The organism is Mesorhizobium sp. M0184 (genome assembly GCF_040322215.1).
In the GTDB taxonomy this organism is placed as follows: domain Bacteria; phylum Pseudomonadota; class Alphaproteobacteria; order Rhizobiales; family Rhizobiaceae; genus Mesorhizobium.
The window spans coordinates 109,877-126,324 of record NZ_JAMYSZ010000003.1 but is presented as its reverse complement, the minus strand read 5'-3'; the positions used below and the strand labels follow the sequence as shown (position 1 = coordinate 126,324).

General features: G+C 63.5%; 23 protein-coding genes. 14 read left to right on the top strand and 9 right to left on the bottom strand.

Annotation, left to right across the window (positions count from 1 at the left end):
• Positions 1–85 precede the first annotated feature (85 nt).
• From NKJ23_RS05690 to NKJ23_RS05665, 6 genes are all read left to right on the top strand, one after another.
• Positions 86–418, top strand: a complete 333-nt coding sequence (locus NKJ23_RS05690) for an ArsR/SmtB family transcription factor (protein WP_352678956.1) — start codon at positions 86–88, stop codon at positions 416–418.
• A gap of 4 nt (positions 419–422) precedes the next feature.
• Positions 423–1,115: an aquaporin gene (locus tag NKJ23_RS05685; protein WP_352678953.1), complete on the top strand. Its 693-nt coding sequence runs from the start codon at positions 423–425 to the stop codon at positions 1,113–1,115.
• Entirely contained in the window at positions 1,112–1,534 is a 423-nt protein-coding gene (arsC, locus tag NKJ23_RS05680) for an arsenate reductase (glutaredoxin) (protein WP_352678950.1), read from the top strand. Before NKJ23_RS05685 ends, arsC begins: the two co-directional genes overlap by 4 nt.
• A 69-nt stretch (positions 1,535–1,603) precedes the next feature.
• Positions 1,604–1,936, top strand: coding sequence for an ArsR/SmtB family transcription factor (locus NKJ23_RS05675; RefSeq protein ID WP_352490030.1), 333 nt, complete (start codon positions 1,604–1,606; stop codon positions 1,934–1,936).
• A gap of 50 nt (positions 1,937–1,986) precedes the next feature.
• Positions 1,987–3,363: an FAD-dependent oxidoreductase gene (locus tag NKJ23_RS05670; RefSeq protein ID WP_502902502.1), complete on the top strand. Its 1,377-nt coding sequence runs from the start codon at positions 1,987–1,989 to the stop codon at positions 3,361–3,363.
• Positions 3,360–4,583, top strand: coding sequence for an MFS transporter (locus NKJ23_RS05665; protein ID WP_352678944.1), 1,224 nt, complete (start codon positions 3,360–3,362; stop codon positions 4,581–4,583). Before NKJ23_RS05670 ends, NKJ23_RS05665 begins: the two co-directional genes overlap by 4 nt.
• A 24-nt stretch (positions 4,584–4,607) precedes the next feature.
• Here the strand turns inward: NKJ23_RS05665 and NKJ23_RS05660 are convergent, their stop codons facing one another.
• Both NKJ23_RS05660 and NKJ23_RS05655 read right to left on the bottom strand, forming a co-directional pair.
• The gene (locus tag NKJ23_RS05660) at positions 4,608–4,832 is read right to left on the bottom strand and encodes a hypothetical protein (RefSeq protein WP_031213090.1); all 225 of its coding nucleotides are present in this window, start codon (positions 4,830–4,832) and stop codon (positions 4,608–4,610) included.
• A gap of 230 nt (positions 4,833–5,062) precedes the next feature.
• Complete coding sequence (locus NKJ23_RS05655; protein WP_023680367.1) at positions 5,063–5,428, bottom strand: VOC family protein; 366 nt, start codon at positions 5,426–5,428, stop codon at positions 5,063–5,065.
• A 144-nt stretch (positions 5,429–5,572) separates the two neighbouring features.
• Between NKJ23_RS05655 and NKJ23_RS05650 the strand changes: the two genes are divergently transcribed.
• Together NKJ23_RS05650 and NKJ23_RS05645 are read left to right on the top strand one after the other, a co-directional pair.
• Positions 5,573–5,884: a hypothetical protein gene (locus NKJ23_RS05650; RefSeq protein WP_352678942.1), complete on the top strand. Its 312-nt coding sequence runs from the start codon at positions 5,573–5,575 to the stop codon at positions 5,882–5,884.
• A 44-nt stretch (positions 5,885–5,928) separates the two neighbouring features.
• A complete protein-coding gene (locus tag NKJ23_RS05645) occupies positions 5,929–6,804 on the top strand; it encodes a sigma-70 family RNA polymerase sigma factor (protein WP_352678940.1) in 876 nt (291 codons plus the stop codon).
• A 188-nt stretch (positions 6,805–6,992) separates the two neighbouring features.
• On the opposite strand, the gene NKJ23_RS05640 is transcribed toward NKJ23_RS05645, so the two are convergent.
• The 4 genes from NKJ23_RS05640 to NKJ23_RS05625 all read right to left on the bottom strand — a co-directional run bounded on the left by NKJ23_RS05640 (position 6,993) and on the right by NKJ23_RS05625 (position 11,375).
• Positions 6,993–8,150, bottom strand: coding sequence for a sulfite oxidase (locus tag NKJ23_RS05640; protein ID WP_352678938.1), 1,158 nt, complete (start codon positions 8,148–8,150; stop codon positions 6,993–6,995).
• Positions 8,151–8,742: 592 nt separating this feature from the next.
• On the bottom strand, positions 8,743–9,387 hold the full coding sequence (locus NKJ23_RS05635; RefSeq protein ID WP_352678937.1) for a hypothetical protein: 645 nt from the start codon (positions 9,385–9,387) through the stop codon (positions 8,743–8,745).
• Between the two features lie 170 nt (positions 9,388–9,557).
• Entirely contained in the window at positions 9,558–10,799 is a 1,242-nt protein-coding gene (gene dinB / locus NKJ23_RS05630; protein WP_352678935.1) for a DNA polymerase IV, read from the bottom strand.
• 117 nt (positions 10,800–10,916) lie between these two features.
• Positions 10,917–11,375 carry a GNAT family N-acetyltransferase gene (locus NKJ23_RS05625; RefSeq protein WP_352678933.1) on the bottom strand — a complete coding sequence of 153 codons (459 nt, stop codon included), beginning with the start codon at positions 11,373–11,375 and terminating at the stop codon, positions 10,917–10,919.
• 119 nt (positions 11,376–11,494) lie between these two features.
• On the opposite strand from NKJ23_RS05625, the gene NKJ23_RS05620 reads away from it, so the two are divergent.
• The gene (locus NKJ23_RS05620) at positions 11,495–11,944 is read left to right on the top strand and encodes a hypothetical protein (protein ID WP_352678930.1); all 450 of its coding nucleotides are present in this window, start codon (positions 11,495–11,497) and stop codon (positions 11,942–11,944) included.
• A 43-nt stretch (positions 11,945–11,987) separates the two neighbouring features.
• Positions 11,988–12,377, top strand: coding sequence for a hypothetical protein (locus NKJ23_RS05615; RefSeq protein WP_352678928.1), 390 nt, complete (start codon positions 11,988–11,990; stop codon positions 12,375–12,377).
• Between the two features lie 27 nt (positions 12,378–12,404).
• Here NKJ23_RS05615 and NKJ23_RS05610 read toward each other — a convergent pair whose 3' ends face one another.
• Entirely contained in the window at positions 12,405–12,767 is a 363-nt protein-coding gene (locus tag NKJ23_RS05610; RefSeq protein WP_352678926.1) for a hypothetical protein, read from the bottom strand.
• A 191-nt stretch (positions 12,768–12,958) separates the two neighbouring features.
• On the opposite strand from NKJ23_RS05610, the gene NKJ23_RS05605 reads away from it, so the two are divergent.
• Positions 12,959–13,258 (top strand): hypothetical protein, encoded by a 300-nt coding sequence (locus NKJ23_RS05605; RefSeq protein WP_352678923.1) that lies wholly within the window; start codon positions 12,959–12,961, stop codon positions 13,256–13,258.
• 221 nt (positions 13,259–13,479) lie between these two features.
• On the opposite strand, the gene NKJ23_RS05600 is transcribed toward NKJ23_RS05605, so the two are convergent.
• The gene (locus NKJ23_RS05600; protein WP_352579488.1) at positions 13,480–14,175 is read right to left on the bottom strand and encodes an XRE family transcriptional regulator; all 696 of its coding nucleotides are present in this window, start codon (positions 14,173–14,175) and stop codon (positions 13,480–13,482) included.
• Positions 14,176–14,413: 238 nt separating this feature from the next.
• On the opposite strand from NKJ23_RS05600, the gene NKJ23_RS05595 reads away from it, so the two are divergent.
• The 3 genes from NKJ23_RS05595 to NKJ23_RS05585 all read left to right on the top strand — a co-directional run bounded on the left by NKJ23_RS05595 (position 14,414) and on the right by NKJ23_RS05585 (position 16,020).
• Positions 14,414–14,656: a hypothetical protein gene (locus tag NKJ23_RS05595; RefSeq protein WP_352678922.1), complete on the top strand. Its 243-nt coding sequence runs from the start codon at positions 14,414–14,416 to the stop codon at positions 14,654–14,656.
• Between the two features lie 69 nt (positions 14,657–14,725).
• Entirely contained in the window at positions 14,726–15,349 is a 624-nt protein-coding gene (locus NKJ23_RS05590) for a high mobility group family protein (protein WP_352678920.1), read from the top strand.
• A 65-nt stretch (positions 15,350–15,414) separates the two neighbouring features.
• The gene (locus NKJ23_RS05585) at positions 15,415–16,020 is read left to right on the top strand and encodes a DUF6456 domain-containing protein (RefSeq protein WP_352453502.1); all 606 of its coding nucleotides are present in this window, start codon (positions 15,415–15,417) and stop codon (positions 16,018–16,020) included.
• A gap of 44 nt (positions 16,021–16,064) precedes the next feature.
• On the opposite strand, the gene NKJ23_RS05580 is transcribed toward NKJ23_RS05585, so the two are convergent.
• Positions 16,065–16,367, bottom strand: coding sequence for a hypothetical protein (locus NKJ23_RS05580; protein WP_352678918.1), 303 nt, complete (start codon positions 16,365–16,367; stop codon positions 16,065–16,067).
• Positions 16,368–16,448: the final 81 nt, after the last annotated feature.

Sequence of the window (16,448 nt, the reverse complement as noted above, 5' to 3'; positions counted from 1 at the left end):
GACTTCCCCGCCTTCGGTGAGATTTCGTTGCTCAACACAGTCTTCGCGCGTTGACTCTATTCCCCATTTCTGGAAATCTGGAAATATGGACAAGACGCTCGCCCTTTCGGCACTTGCCGCGCTCGGCCAGGAGACCCGGCTGGACGTTTTTCGCCTTTTGGTGCGGGCCGGCGCCGACGGCGTGCCGGCGGGCGAGATCGCCACGCGGCTCGCCGCATTTCCGAATACGATATCGGCGCATCTCAAGATCCTGTCGCATGCTGGCCTGGTGCGGACCGGACGGGAAGGCCGCAGCGTGCGCTACTTCGCCGACATGACCGGCTTTCGCGATCTGCTCGCCTACCTCATGGAGGATTGCTGCAATGGCGCGCCGGAGCTTTGCCAGCCTGTCATCCAGGCTGTGACCTGCAACTGCTAGCCAGATGAGCTCCGGCAATCTTCCCCGCCGCCTTGTTGCCGAAGCCCTCGGCACGGCTCTGCTGGTCGCCACCGTGGTCGGTTCCGGCATCATGGCTGACAGGCTGAGCAATGATGTCGCCGTCTCCCTGCTCGGCAACACCTTGCCGACCGGGGCGATCCTGGTCGTGCTCATCACGATATTCGGGCCGATATCCGGAGCGCACTTCAACCCGGCGGTGACGCTGGTATTCGCGCTTCGACGCGAGATCGAAACGAACGCAGCGATGGCTTACGTCGCCGCCCAGATTGCCGGCGGCATCGCTGGAACATTCCTGGCGCATGCAATGTTCGAATTGCCGATCCTGCAAGTGTCGGCGACGGTGCGGACCGGAAGCGGGCAATGGATTGCGGAGCTGGTCGCCGCCTTCGGGCTGGTCTTCACCATCCTCGCCGGCCTGCGTTCCCGTCCGGATTCGATCCCCGGGCTGGTCGGGCTCTATATCACCGCCGCCTACTGGTTCACCGCATCGACATCCTTCGCCAATCCGGCCGTCGCCATCGCCCGTGCGTTCTCCAACACTTTTGCCGGGATCCGCCCCGCCGATCTGCCGGGCTTCATCGGCGCCGAACTTTTGGGCGCGTTGCTCGCCATGACATTGGCAGGGTGGCTGCTCGCCCAACCGAAACCAGCCGGACAGATGAAAGCTGCGCAATGACCGTCACCATCTACCACAACCCCAATTGCGGCACTTCGCGAAACGCGCTGGCCATCATCAGGCAGTCCGGCGAGGAGCCGGAGGTGATCGAATATCTGAAAAATCCGCCGTCGCGCGAAAAGCTCGTCGAGCTGATCGCAGCGATGGGCATGACGCCGCGCCAATTGCTGCGCGAAAAGGGCACGCCCTATGCCGAACTCGGCCTGGGCGATCCGAAGTGGAGCGATGACGAGATCCTCGATTTCATGCTGGCGCATTCGATCCTGATCAACCGGCCGATCGTGGTGACGCCGCTCGGCACCATGCTCGCCCGACCATCCGAAGCGGTGCTCGATATCCTGCCCAATCCGGATATCGGCCCGTTCACCAAGGAGGACGGCGAGATGGTCATCGACGCCAGCGGCAAGCGCGTCGGCTAGATATCGTCTTATTTCGATCTTTGTCGAAATTCTCTTGACGTGCAGCGATTCTGGAAATAGCTTATTTCCATGAAACTCGAAAAAGCAGCCTCGCAACTTGAAGCCCTCGGCAGCCCGACGCGGTTGCAGCTCTATCGGACGCTGGTGCGGGCGGGCGATGAGGGGCTGCCGGTCGGGCGTATCCAGGACAGATTGGGCATCGCTGCCTCGACGCTATCGCATCACCTCAAGCGGCTGGTCGACACCGGCCTGGTGACACAGGAGCGCCAGGCGACGACGCTAATCTGCCGGGCCAACTATCCCGCCATGAACGGGCTCATCGGATACCTCGCGGACGAATGCTGCGCCGACGCCACCTGTGCGCCGGCATCGGCGGAAGCGGCCGCCAAAACGGCGGCATGATTTTTTTGCCATTATAATTCGAAATTACCGGAAGGATGGAAGACATGGAGATGATTGAAAAACTCCCCGTTGCGGTGATCGGCGCCGGGCCGGTCGGCCTGGCGGCAGCGGTCCACCTGATCGCGCGGGGCATTCCTGTCAAAGTCTACGAAGCCGGCAATGCGGTTGCATCCAATCTCAGGGATTGGGGCCATGTCCGTGTGTTCACGCCCTGGCGCTATTGCGTCGATCAGGCGGCCAGAAACCTGCTCGAGGCGCATGGCTGGCGGATGCCTGAGCCCGAGGCATTCCCAACCGCGGACGACCTCGTCGCGGATTATCTCGAGCCGCTTGCAAAGCTTCCGCAATTGTCGCCGTCGATCGAAAGCGGCGCCCGGGTCGTCGGCATTTCGCGCTGGGGCGCCGACAAGGTGCTGAGCAAGGGACGCGAGAACCGGCCGTTCATGCTGGCGGTCGAGACTGCCGATGGTACAAGACGCGACAGCGCACGTGCCGTCATCGATGCTTCGGGAACCTGGCAGATGCCGAACCCGCTCGGCGCCGGCGGAATTCCTGCAGAAGGCGAGGCCGAATTTGCCGACCGCATCGCCTACGGCATCCCCGATATTCTCGGCCGCGACCGCAGCCTTTATGCGGGGAAGACGACGCTGGTCGCCGGCTCCGGCCATTCGGCCGCCAATGCGGTGCTGGATCTCGCCAGCCTAGCAAATGTGGAGGCCGGCACCGCTTTCATCTGGACAACGCGCGGCACCGACCTGGTGCGCATCTACGGTGGCGGTGATGCCGACCAATTGCCGGCACGCGGCGAACTCGGCGCCGAAGTGCGCGAACTCGCCGAGAGCGGCGGCGTCAGACTGGTGACGGGCTTTGCGGCTGTTTCGATCCGCGATGCCAACGGCCGGCTGGTCGTCGAAGGCCAGACCAGGGACGGTTTGCAGGCGCTGGGTCCGGTCGACCGCATCATCGCCGCGACCGGACAGCGCCCCGATCTGTCGCTGACCCGCGAGCTTCGGCTCGAGCTTGATCCATGGCTGGAAAGCGTCAAGGCACTGGGACCGCTCATCGATCCCAACGAGCACTCCTGCGGCGACGTGCCGCCGCACGGCCACCGTGAGCTCAGCCATCCAGAGGAAGGGTTCTACACAGTCGGCATCAAGAGCTATGGCCGCGCGCCGACCTTCCTGCTGCTGACCGGTTATGAGCAGGTCCGCTCGGTCGCGGCGGCGATCGCCGGAGACATGGTGGCGGCCGACAATGTCCAGCTCGTGCTGCCCGAGACCGGCGTCTGCACGGTGCCGCGGATCGGCGTGGCCGACAAGGGGTGCTGCGGCGGTCCGGCGCCGGCAGCGGTGGATGCGTGCTGTGTCGCCGACGCCAAGGCGAAGGCGGTCGGCAAAGGCGGCTGTGGCTGCAGCGTCGCGGCATGAGTCTTTCGCCGCCTTCGCCGGCCATCCTGCGCAGCCGCGGCGCGATCATCACCGCGCTTGGCCTGACGCAGATCATGGCGTGGGGTTCTTCCTACTATCTTCCCGCGGTCATCGCGCCGGCAGTCTCCTCCGATACCGGCTGGCCGCTGGCATGGGTTGTCGGCGGCCTGTCTCTTGGCTTGCTTGTGGCCGGATTGATCTCTCCGCGCGTCGGGTCGTCGATCGAGCGGCATGGCGGCCGCAATGTCCTGGCGTTCAGCGCCGGATGCATCGGGCTCGGCCAGATCGGGCTGGCTCTTGCCCCTAATCTTGCGGCCTATATCGCGGCTTGGCTGGTCATCGGCCTGGGCATGGGGGCGGGGCTCTACGATGCCGCTTTCGCAACGCTTGGCCGCCACTACGGCCACGGCGCGCGCTCCGCCATCACCATGCTGACGCTGTTCGGCGGCCTTGCGAGCACCATCTGCTGGCCGATCTCAGCCTTGCTGCTGGGGGAGGTCGGCTGGCGCGGCACCTGCCTGGTTTACGCCGCCTTTCAGCTGGTGATTGCGCTTCCGCTCTATCTGGTGATCCTGCCCCGGGAGGCGCCGCAACCGGCAGTCAAACCGGGAGTGAAGAAGGCGGCACCCATTCTCGACAACCAAGCCGATCCGTCGATCGTGATCGTTCTGGCCGCGACCCTGACACTCGCAGCGGTGATCTCGTCGACACTATCGGTGCATCTGCTCACAATCCTGCAAGGCAGCGGCATGGCGCTTGCCGCAGCCGTCGGGCTCGGCGTGCTGGTTGGTCCATCACAGGTGGCGGCCCGCGCGATCGAGATGATGATCGCGCGCTACCACCATCCGATTTTCACCAAGTTTGCCTCGGTTACGTTTGTGGCGATCGGCGTTTCGACGCTCTGGGCCGGCATGCCAATCATCCCGCTGGCGCTGGGCTTCTACGGCGCAGGGATCGGCCTGGAATCCATCGCGCGGGGGACGTTGCCGCTCGCGCTGTTCGGCTCGAACGGCTATGCGAAGCTGATGGGCCGCCTCGCCATGCCGAGCCTGGTCGCCCAGGCGGCGGCACCCTCGGCCGGAGCATTGCTGCTGGAGCGCTTCGGCCCGCACGGGACGTTGGCCGCGCTTTCCGGCTTGGCGCTGGCCAACGTCATCCTCGCATGCGGCTTGGGCTGGCGGATGCTCCGCCGGCGGCAATCGCAGGTTCAAACCCGATAGGATTTCGACCTGCGTTCGGCGCCTTCAACTGGAGAGCGGGAGATCTTCCAAGGGATCGACAAGGAAAGACGCGGCGATCAGATCGTCCGCATCGAGGCGCAGGGAGCCTTTGGCGCCGCCCATAATGGCGGCAACCTTTTGAAACGTCTTGATCTCATGCTCGGTAATCTGGGCACTTTGCATTCTGGATTTGAGGTCAGCGACGCGCAGCCCCAAACTGTGGGACATTCCGATTTTACGGTTCGACATGGTAAGATGCTCCTCCCCGGCCCATGTTTGTTTTGCCACCCGCCCTTATTCGTATTTCCTCCGCCTGCCTAAATATGAGGCATCGCGATACAGCGCCCGAACGCCCGATGCAAGGGAAGGTTCCGGCGCGCAGAGGTCACGAAATAATAATACGAAGGAAGTACGGCCGATGGTCGGGCCGGAGGTAGGACTTAGGTATGACGCCCCGCCGGACAGAGGGCTCCGGTGCCTTATCGGCTGGCGAGGACCATGCGGTTGCCTTCGCTGTCGCGAAACTCCGCCACCGTGCGCCCCGGCTGCCACGGCGCCTCATGCGCTTCGGTGATGATCTCGACGCCGCCCGCTTTCATGGCCGCGATCATTGCCCCGACATTTTCGTCGACCAGCACCAATACCGGCTCCGCGCCGGGTGCGTCGTCGGCGCGCCTGACAAAATGCAGGTTCGTCACGGCATGCGGAAATGCCAGCTCGATCCAGCGCCAGCCGCCATCACCCATCTTCTGGTCGGCCATGACCTGGCAGGCGAGATGCCTGGTGTAGAACGCCTTGGCGCGGTCCTGCTCGAACACCGGAAGCTCGGCAAACTGGATATGCATGATCGTCTCTCCTGCTTGATGGCTGCCGCGCAGCCGCCCACGCGGGAAAGACGATGCGGGCAACCGAAAAGATTCTTCGGCAAGGAGAATCTTTTCAGCGCAGCCGGTCGTCCTTCGTTCATACCAACCAGTCAGGAGACGACGATGAACTACGCGCTCATTCGATACGGTGTGAACCAAGCCGACCTGGAAGATAACCGCGCGCTGGTCGAAAAAGTGTTCGAAGCGCTGGGCGAGGCGGCACCGCCGACGGTGCGTTATCTCGTGCTCGAGCTGGACGACGGCTCGTTCGTCCACATCGTCGGCCAGGACGGTGATTCGTCGGCGCTGACCGGGCTTGCGGCTTTCAAGGCGTTTACGGAAAACCACGCCGAGCGCCGTTCGACCCCGGCAATGCGATCGGCTGTCAAAGTCATCGGCAATTACCGTATGCTGGCGGATCAGAAAGCCGGGTAGCGCCTGCCATGCCGCTCGCGCAGAAATGGGACGCTACGCCGAAAATGAACAGGGCGACTTTGGAGGTGATGCTCGTCGGGTTGCGGCCAAGGCTGCATCGCTACTGCGCACGCATGGCCGGCTCGGTGATCGATGGCGAGGACATCGTCCAGGAGGTGCTGATCAAGGCGCTGCAGGCGATCGACGGCGGTGCGATGGTCGAACGGCCGGAGCAATGGCTGTTTCGCATCGCCCACAATGCCGCGCAGGATCATCTGCGGCGGCGCAATCGGGAAAGGTCGCGCATGACCGAGGCCGACATGAGCGTCATCGAGGATCCCTCCGGCAGCGCCGACAGCCGGCTCGCCGCCCAGACTAGCCTGCGCTCCTTCATGCAGCTTTCGGTGCCGCAGCGCAGCGCTGTGATCCTGGTCGACGTGCTCGGCCTCAGCCTGCATGAGACCTGCGAGGTGACCGGCACGACGCTTGCCGCCACCAAGGCCGCGCTGCATCGCGGGCGGGCGCAGCTCAAGCTGCTGGCGCTGCAGCCCGAACAGGCGCTTGCGCCGAGGCTCGACGCCGATGACGAGCGCCGGCTACGGCGCTATGTCGACCTGTTCAACGCGCGCGACTTCGACGCGGTCAGGGCACTGATCGCCGAGGACGTCCGGCTCGATGTCGTCAACCGCGTCCGCCTGCGCGGCAAGGCCGAGGTGTCGACCTATTTCGGCAATTACGACCGTATCAGCGACTGGACATTGTCGCTCGGCTTCGTCGACGGCAGGCCGGCGATCCTGATCCGCCACCCGCAAGCGGCCGACGGCGCCGTGCGTGGCTTCATGCTGGTCGAATGGCGGGACGATCAGGTCATCCAGATCCGCGACTTCCGCTACGCGCCGTGGTGCCTGGTCGACGCGGAGATCAGGGCCGTGGAGGGGTGAGGAGAGCGCTGGAAATAGTGCGAAATGGCGATCAGGCAGCCTCCTCCTGGGTGACCCAAACGCAATTGCCACATGGCAGCAAGTTCTTAGAGCGGTTCCGGTTCTCTTGGAACCGGTAACTCGCTCTAACTATCTGTTTTGCCGCATTTATGCGGACGCCAAATGACTCCATTTGGCGGCAAAATCCTCTAGCCGATACGCACGCGGCGCGTCACCTGGCCATTGCTCTCCCAGTATGTGTGTTTCTTGGCTATCAAGGGATCGTCCATCGCCGGTTGAATTTGTCCCGTGGTGCTGACCGCGCGCGAGGTCACCGTGTGTTCTCCAGGAGAGGGATTTGCCCAAGCCAGGGACCATATTTTCCAAGCGTGTTCGGCCTCCTCACTGTGGTCAATGGTCGCTGGTGCCCAAGGCCCTTGATCGATTTGCACTTCGACCCGGTCGATCGGCGCCCCCCAGGCTGCTCCAATGATGGAGTAATCTGAGTCTTTCCGGGTAACCTTCGCGGGCGCGGACTTTATCAGCGCTCGCCCGACTGACGTCTCGGCCCATACGGTCTCGCCGTTGTGGTCCTCCTCCCGGATGGTGACATAGTCACGGGCCATCAGAAGGCTCATGAACCGCGTATCGCGAACCTCGATGCGCTTTAGCCACTTGACGTTGGCGATCCCGTACCAGCCTGGCGCAATGAGCCGTACCGGGAAGCCATTGGGCGCCGGCAAGGCGGCCCCGTTCATTTCATAGCAGAGGAGATTGTCGGGGTTCATCGCGTCGGCGAGCGACATGCTACGAGCGAAGTTCTGCTGCATCTTGACGTCGCGTATCGGGATCTCGCCTGTGTCGGTACCGAAAAAGACGACCTCGATGCCCTTCTCCAGAACGCCGGCTTCCTCGAGGATCGGGGCGAGCGGCGTCCCTGCCCAGCGAGCATTGCCGATGCCGCCGGTGAAAAAGGGAAACCCGTGGTTGCCCGAGCATTCCACTGTGAAAACGACCTCCTGCCGCGGTCGCGCCCTGATGTCGGCGAGCGTTAACTCCAGGGGCTTTTTAACCAGGCCTCCGATCTCCATCGACCATGTCTTCTCGTCGATCGTTGGTCGGTTGAAATGCGAGATGCTGAAGAATTTGTCGTTTGGCGTTATCCAGCTATCCAAATCCTCCCAGACAAGCTGCTTCTGGATACCCGCCGGATCGGGATTTTCGGTCGGCTGATCCAGCCATGGAATAACTTCCTCGTTCGGCCGTGTTGGAAAAGCGTAAGCCCGGCGCGAGGTATAGAGAGCAGCAATTGCGGCAAGAGCCGCGCTTCCTTGAACAAGAAGTTCTCTGCGCTGAAAATCAGGCATGTTGTTTACCTCCCAGTTGATCCGGAACGGGCTGCAACGTGCCTTAGGCCGTAGCCTGATCACGGATAGGCGACACAATGTGAGGTCTGCCCACCCGGAAGTATCCGGGTAGGTCAGATAATCACCGACGCAAGTCAAGCATGTGAAGCGTTGCACGAAACGCTAGCTCGCGTTTCGCATGCTAAGAGTGCGCCTTTGAGAAGGAACTGTCCACAACTTGGGCGGGACATGATGATGATTGCAGCATTCCATGCCGATTTCCGGTCCTGCCAAAATCGTTGCTGCTCGGATCGCTGCCGACCGCCCGCTTCTGGGTCATTTCCGGACCTTCGCGGGTTCTCGTCGAACCGGTGTTTCCTGCCGGCCCGTGGGTTGGCCGGGCGGCCGGCACCGCCCTGATCGCTTGGGGCGGCGCAACGCTTTTGGTCTGACGACCAGGGCCGCCTCGAATGTCGCATTTGCAGGTGGAGGGCGGGCCCGGGCGGCACATCAGAACCAATCTGCATAACGAGGTGGCCAGCAACCAGGCCGCCTGGCTCGGGCGCGGCAGATCATTCACACGTGAACCATTCGCCAACCGAGCGGGGACACCTTAATTGGTGGTGACTTGCGTCACCGCCACGCCGGTTATCCTGCCGTTCTCGGCTGTGTAGGTGAGTGTCTGCGTGACCGTGGCGTCCTTCTGGTCGGGAGACGAAGGAGGATAAGAGGCGGCGAAGCCGAAATGGCCGTAACGATCGGGCTTGGCGGCGCCAAATTTCGCGGCCACGTCGCTCAGCGGCGCTCCGACGCCGGGCGTATCGAGTTCAATAGCTGTCAGGCTGGCAGGCGCGCTGGCGCATCCTTCCGGCACCTTGCCTTCCGGGTTCGGCTGCAGGGCGACGGACAGGACACCGTGGTCGGAGCCGCCCATCTCGCCGGATACGAACCAGAAGATCGACGGTGATCCGCCGGCGTCGGGGCCGGCATAGCAAAGCCAGTGGCGTGAATCTCCGGCGTCACCTTCATCGTGCATCGCTCCGCCGAAGGCTTTTTCGACATCGGCAAGCGTGGTTTCCTCAAGCTTTATCTCCAGCGGCCCGGCCTTGACCTGCTTGAATAGCGGGCTGGCCAGCGGCGAGTTGATATCGCCCAGGGATGGAATCGCCCGGTCCGGGTTGAGCGGCTTGGCCAGCGTCGTTGCATTGGTCACCAGTCCGGCAACGATGAGTGCGAAATATCCGGCGTTCTGTCCCATGCCGATCTCCTGTCGTTCGAAATGAAGGTGCGGAAGGATTTGCGGGCGGGTGCTACCCTGTCTGGCTGATGCCCAAACCGGTGCACGACCAACTGGACCGAAGATAAATTCACAAGTCCGCAGCCTTCAACGTCATTCCGGCGACTTGGCAACCAAAGTGTAATCGAGGCTCACAATTCCTTTTCGGCCAGTTCGCGAAAGGCGTCGGGAACCGACCGCTGTAGCCCGAGCGCGACCGAGGCGTAGCCGACCGCCTCCCAGCCGAAGCGGTCGCGGATCTTGTCGACGGCGCGGTCGGCGGTCCAGCGCGCCGCGCCCTGCCTGGTGCCGGGGCGACGGCGATCGTCGTCGAGCCCGAGCGGCAGTTCCAGTTGCAGCCCGGCATGCTGCTCCAGATGCGATACGGCGATCGCCAGCAGCGAGATTGTCTTTTCGTGCGGATGGTCGATGAGCACCTTGCGCACCAGCGCCTCGGCGATCTCGGCCAGCATGGCGGTTGCCGATATCGGCTGGTCGAGCGTGATCGAGCGCGTCACCGAGCGCAAATCGGCAAAGCGGACGCGAACCGTCACCGTGCGGCCGGGCCGGGATTTCGCCCGCAATCTTGTGGCGACCCTGTCGGCCAGATGCAGCAAAGCGGGCACGAAGACCTGCTCCTCGGCCGGTTTTCGGCCAAGCGCCGACTGCGCACCCGCCGAGCGCGCCCGGCGCTGCGTCTCGAGCTTGCGCGGATCGCGGTTCCACGCCAGCGCGTTGAGTTTTTCTCCCGCCGCCGGCCCGAGCAGGCGCTCAAGCGCCGCACCATTGGTCTTCGCCAGCTCGCCGATGGTGTTGACGCCGATGCCGGCCAGCCGCTGCCTGGTGACCGGGCCGACGCCCCACATCAGCTCGACCGGCAGGTGGTGCAGGAACTCCAGCTCGTGGCGCGGATCGACCACCACCAGCCCGTCCGGTTTTGCGACCTGTGAGGCGATCTTGGCCAGATGCTTGGTGCGGGCTACGCCGACCGAGATCGGCAGGCCGAGCTCGGCCCGCACGCGGCGGCGGATCTTGCCGGCGATCTCGGCCGGCGAGCCGAACAAATGGGTGCAGCCGGCGACGTCGGCAAAGGCCTCGTCGATCGAAATCCGCTCGACCACCGGCGTGAAATCGCCGAGCACCTTGATTGCCGCATCGCCCAGCCGCTGATAGTCCTTGAAATGGCCGCCGACGAAGATGAGTTGCGGGCAGAGTTCCCGCGCCCGCCGTCCCGGCATACCGCCGCGCACGCCGAACGCCTTGGCTTCATAGGATGCGGCAAGCACTACCCCGCCGCCGACGGCAATCGGCTTGCCGCGCAAGGCCGGGTCGAGCAACTGTTCGACCGAGGCATAGAAGGCATCCAGATCCGCGTGGAGGATGTTGGCTTCCATCCGGCCCGTTCGCCCGCGGCGGTTCGAACGCCGCATCATTTCTAGAGTGGTTTTAATGGAACATAAAGAGAACATTGCTGACGAATTGTCAAGCAGCGCGAAGGCTACCGCCGCGACCTACAGCGCCATCTTGTAGCCGAGATGGCTGGCGGTGAAGCCGAGGCGCTCGTAAAAAGCGTGCGCCTCCCGTCGACCTTTGTCCGTGGTGAGCTGGACGAAGCTGCAATTGCGCGAACGGCAGGTTTCAATCGCCCATTCGATCATCAGCTTGCCGACGCCGCGAGAGCGCCATTGCTGGGCGACGCGAACGCCTTCGATCTGGCCGCGCCAGGCGCCTTTTCTCGAAATGCCTGGAAGGAAGCTGAGCTGCAGCGTTCCGACCACTTGCCCGGCGTTGACGGCGACGGCCAGCAACTGGTTGGGATCGGTATCGATTGCGCTGAAGGCATCGAGATAGGATGGCGCAAGCGGCGTGGACGGGTCTTCCCGGTTCGCGCCGAGCACGTCGTCGGCAAGCATTGCAACAATTGCCGGCAGGTCGGGCGCTTGCGCGCGACGGAACTTGATCTCGCTCATCGCGTGGAGACATACGGCGCGGATTTGGGGACTACAAGCGTGAAGGGATGCAACTTTGCCGGTCTACTGGAAAGCAGCCGTTGAAAGACCTATGACAGGCGAGATCGGGAGGCTACGATATGGATGTTCCAGCCAGCATGAAGGCTGAATTGGCAGCCTGGAACAATGGGTCCGGCATCGATCTACAAAGCTGGGTCGGGTGCGAGGGCCGATTTGCGCTTGCTGTGGGATACAGCACCATTTTCTGGCCGAAATTCGTGACGTTCGAACGCTACGTTTTGATGGAAGGGTTTAGCGAGGAAGGCCTGCGAAGCTTTGAACGAGACCCCAACGCCACACGACAGTCCGTGGAAGCGGTTATGAACCACCTGCACATTGCCGACATTCACGCCTTCGGCGCCGCCGACATCTCTCGCGACAAGCTCGTGTTTCTCGGCTCGGTTCTCAAGGAGATTTATGAGGCAAAACTGCAATGGCAGTTTGCGGACCGAAGGTTTGTCGTCGATTTTTTCGCTTCAGACTCCAGAGACCTGGAGGATTATCAGCTGTCTTTCTGGCAAGCAGACTAGGGCAATGGGCGAGGCGAGCAACTTAGCGAGGGTCAACCCTTCAATGCGGATCGAAATCGAGGGTGTCTCCCTGGAGACGTTGAGGGCGCTGTCGCGCGCGGACCAGGATGCGTTGCTGGCCTTCGGCCGGCCGATCTCCTTCGCCATGGGCAGCAGCGCCACCGTCCTGGCCGAATTCAATCGCAATGGCGGCACGCTTCTGGTCAATTTTGCCCATATCGACGGCGGTGGCGAAGGCGTCCTGCTCGTCTTGTGGAGGCTTGTCCGGGCCTATGCCATCGATCGGCAATTCAAGCTGATCCGTTGGAATGTTCATGCCGCCACCTGCGCCACACCGAATCCCCGGCTGCAGCATTTCCTGCGCTCCCACCACTTCGCAGAGATCGACGATGCCAGCTACGGCCGCATTTTCGCTCGCAGCCAGCAGCTTTGATCGGCTGGCTGGGCGCTCCGCTCGGGCTTACGCCGCCTCGAGCGCCCAGAGGCGGTGGCCGTAGCGGCGGAAGAAGCGGGCGAAGAGGCGCTGCTGCCTGGCGCGGGTGAGGTCGGCGGCGCGCCTTTCCTGTCGCCAGTGCGGCATGTTGCGGAACATCGACAGGAAGCGGGCGGCATCCTCGAGTGCCTCCTCGGCTGACTGCGCCGGGCGGATCGCCGCCAGGAACAAAGCGCGGCTCGGCTTCATCCGGTCGATCGCCGCCTTGCGCTGGCGATGACCCTGGCGTGCCTTGCGGATGCCGTCCTGGCGGATGGCCGCGAAAGCGGCAAACATGGCCGGGCTGTCGCCGCTATAGCCGCAGGCATGGGCGAACTGGGCTGGGTCCATCGTCACTCCCTTGCTGCCGGCGGACGGAGCGGGCGCGGTTCTGTGGCTCGCGCCGATTCCAGTCCGCACCATGTATAAGCATAACTCAAATAATCGAACAAGTGAAACTTTCACGTTGGTGCAAGCGGAACCGACTCGACTCCGCTCCAAAAACCGATAATGATGTGAACAAAGCAGGAACAATGATGGGGATGGCTATGGCATTGGCAGGCAAGGAAGCGACGATCGCCGATGTTGTCTCGATTGCCGTCGAATGCATCGATTGCGGCCGCAACAGGTGGTGGAAACCGGCCGAGCTCAAGCGGCATGGGGTGATGCCGGAGACACCGCTGGCCGCACTTTCGGGGCGCCTGATCTGCAAGGCCTGCCGGGCTGACGGCCTGCCGGGCGCCGCCGTCTCGATCCAGGCCGCCTTCATCGACGACCGGCAACGGACCCGCGCCGAGGCGCGCCTGCTCAACGGTCGAGAGCTGCAGTCGAGGCGGGCTTGAGGGGGCGGGCGTGCTGCTCTTCCCTTCTCCCCTTGTGGGAGAAGGTGGCCGAGCGAAGCTCGGTCGGATGAGGGGTGTTGGACGGATCGCTACCTTGATGGCGTAAGTGCTTAAAAATCGCTTCTACATTTCCTCCGCCGCATTCCTTCCAGCACCCCTCATCCGGCTCGGCGCTGTGCGCCGATCCACCTTCTCCCCTAAGGGGAGAAGGCAACAGGCCCTCAATACCCCAGCAGTTCCTTGAGCGGGATGACGCGGAAGACGTTCTTGATGGCGTAGCGGTTGAAGGACAGCGTCTTGGGCGGGTTGTACTGCTCGACGATCAGCTCGGCGGCGGTGCGCTTGACCAGCTTCTTGATGAAGGCCTTGCCGTTTTGCTCGTTCTCCTCGGGCAGGGTCTCGATCACCACATGGTCGCCGGGCAACGCTTCGCGGCCGCCGCAATAGATCATCTCGCCGGGCTCGTAGCGCGGCACCATCGAATCGCTCAGCACGTGCAGCGCAAACACATTGCGCAGATGCCGGATCCCCGGCGGCCGCTGGACATAGCCGGCCGGCTGGCCGTTGAAGGTAAAGTCGCCATCGTCGCCGCCGACGGCGGTACCGAGAAGCTGGATGTCCATCGGCCCGGCGGGCAGGGGGCCGGGATCGGTGACGATCTCGGCATCGGCGACCGGTCCGGCATCATCGAGGAAAACGACCTCGCCCTTGCCGAGTGCCACCGGGTCGACGCGCAGGAAAGCGGCGGTCTTCAAAAGGTTCTCGGTCTTGGGCAGGTTGCGCCCGGTCTCCCAATTGCCGACGGCAGCGACGTCGGTGTCGTTGTGCTCGGCAATGTGACGCATCACCAGGCCGCGCTGCTTGCGCGCCCGGCGGATCGCCGCTCCGACCTTGATCGACAGTGCAGTTTTCGCCATGGCTCCATCTGTGGCATAAGATTCGGTTTCGTCTATGCAAGAATCGCTTGCATTATGATTTGAGTTATGCTCTTATGTAGGCATGCACAAGTCGCTTCGCCAGCTTTCGGTCCTTGAATCCGCCGTTCAGCGCGCCGGCAGCGCTCGCCTGGAGGTGGTACCGCAACCGATCGCCGGGGCCATGCATGTGCCAACCCTGTCCCCTTCGTCGCGGCTGTCCTCCTCCCCGGCCGGGACGATGCCCGGGGCTCGCGCCTCGGATCCGGCAGCGCAAGCGGCCGGAACGGCCGGAGCCGTTCCCCTCACGGCTCCGGCCACGAATTACCTGCCGGCCGGCAATGTGGATGCCGCGGTTTCCTGCACCCGCACCGAAGACGGCACGGTCATCGCCTTCGACGAGCGGACGGGCAAGGCAGTGTCCGGCGCAACAAGGCAGGCGGCCGAGATGAAGCTCGATCGCAGCAGACCACGCGAAGGCTGACCGGCTTTCGAGCCTGAGGCCGGCGAAGCCGGCGCCGCACACAACCATTTTTGCAGGGAATGAAACATCATGGCCGCCCGCTATTCCGCCTCGGAACTGGAACAAATCGAGAACTGGCTGATGAGCGGGCTGTCGGCCGCGAAGATCGCCACCCGGTTGACCGCGCTGCGCGGCCGCCCGGCCTCGCGCGCGGCCATCATCGGCATCGTCCACCGCACCGCCCGTCTGCGCGCCATCGGCCTTGCCAAATCCAAGGGCTGGTGTGGCGGCCGGCTCGGAAATTCGGCGCCTGAGCCATCAAGCACTGCTGATCAAGCGGAGTCGGCCCCGAAGGCCGAGCCACGCTGCCGCCCGGCAAGGCTGTCGGCCAGGCTGGCGCCGCCGGCCTGGCAGCCGGGTCCGGCTCGGATCACCGGGACCGATGGCGCGCCGCTCGAAATGCCGGCGCCGCGCCCGATCGCCGCCGGCGGTCGCCAGCCGCATTTCGCCGCCATGCGCTTCATCGATTGCCTGTTCGAGCGCTGCCGCGCGCCGCTCGATACGACGCTGCAGGAGGATGCGGAAAACGACGCCCCCGGCAGCCGGCCAGGTTTGGACATGCTGTGCTGCGGAATGCGCACGAACCCATCGAAAAGCTACTGCGCCTATCACGCTGCGCGCTTCCTGCGCACGCTGCCGGCCGAAGCGATTTGAGCTCGCTGCAATGAGGCTGGAAGTTCGCCAGAGCCCGATGACCAAAACCCAGGAGGACCGAGCCGATGAGCACCAAAACCGCCCAAAAGGCCAAAGCCAGGCCACCGAGATTGCCGAAAGGCGAGGCCGAGCAGGTGCGCATCCGCAAGGAGATCGGCCATGATTTCGCACTGAAGGACGACCGGTTCGGCCGCAAGCGGCTGGCGAAGGGGACGCAGGAGGGAGCGCGCCTCTATGAGGTCTCCAATGACGGCCACACAGCGACCGGCGGCATCGTGCGGGTGCGCAACGTCGACCCGCTGAGCGGCCTCACCTCGCTGTCGCGCCAGCAGCGCGAGGCGGGCATGCGCTACCGCCAGGATTTCCGCAACTCGTCCGAGGCAACCGCCAAGCCGATGGCCTGGGCCGAGCGCGTCGACGGCGGCCGCACCGGCAGCGGCGTCGCCGAACACATCCTGTCCGCCGGCCGCGACCATGCCGAGGCCACCAGGGCGCTTGTCCATTGGGAGATCGCCGGCATCGTGCAAAAGGTCTGCTGTGCCGACGCAACGGTCAAGAGCCTGGCCGAACAGGCCGGCGAGCCGCGCGACGTGGTGGTGAAACTACTCAAGATCGGGCTCGACATATTGGCCGTGCATTACGGCATGATGCTGATGCGCAAGCCGAGGTGAGAAGCCCCGCCGATCCGGCCGGCAAAACCGGCCGGATCGATCCGTCAACGACGGCAGACACGGATTCTTTCGATAATCCGGTGGTGATGACGCCAGTGCCTGATGACTTCGGTGTGGCAGCGCCGGTGGTACCGGTAGCGCGGCCTGTAGTCCTCGTCGTAGACATCATAGCGGTAACGGGGGACGTACTCATCGTCGTAATCGGAATACCGATGGTGGCGATAATAATAGTCGTCGTCATAGCCGTTGCCGATGCCGATCGTGACGCTGCCGCCGGCATTCGCCGGGCCGATCACGGAAGCCGCCGATGCGATGGCGATCACCGAGGCAAGCAGGAGCTTCTTCATAGCTACCTCCTTCTTTAACGTCCCTCTAATAGAAAAACCCCCGAGGGGCAGCCTCGTTCCATAGATTGGCAAGATGTAACG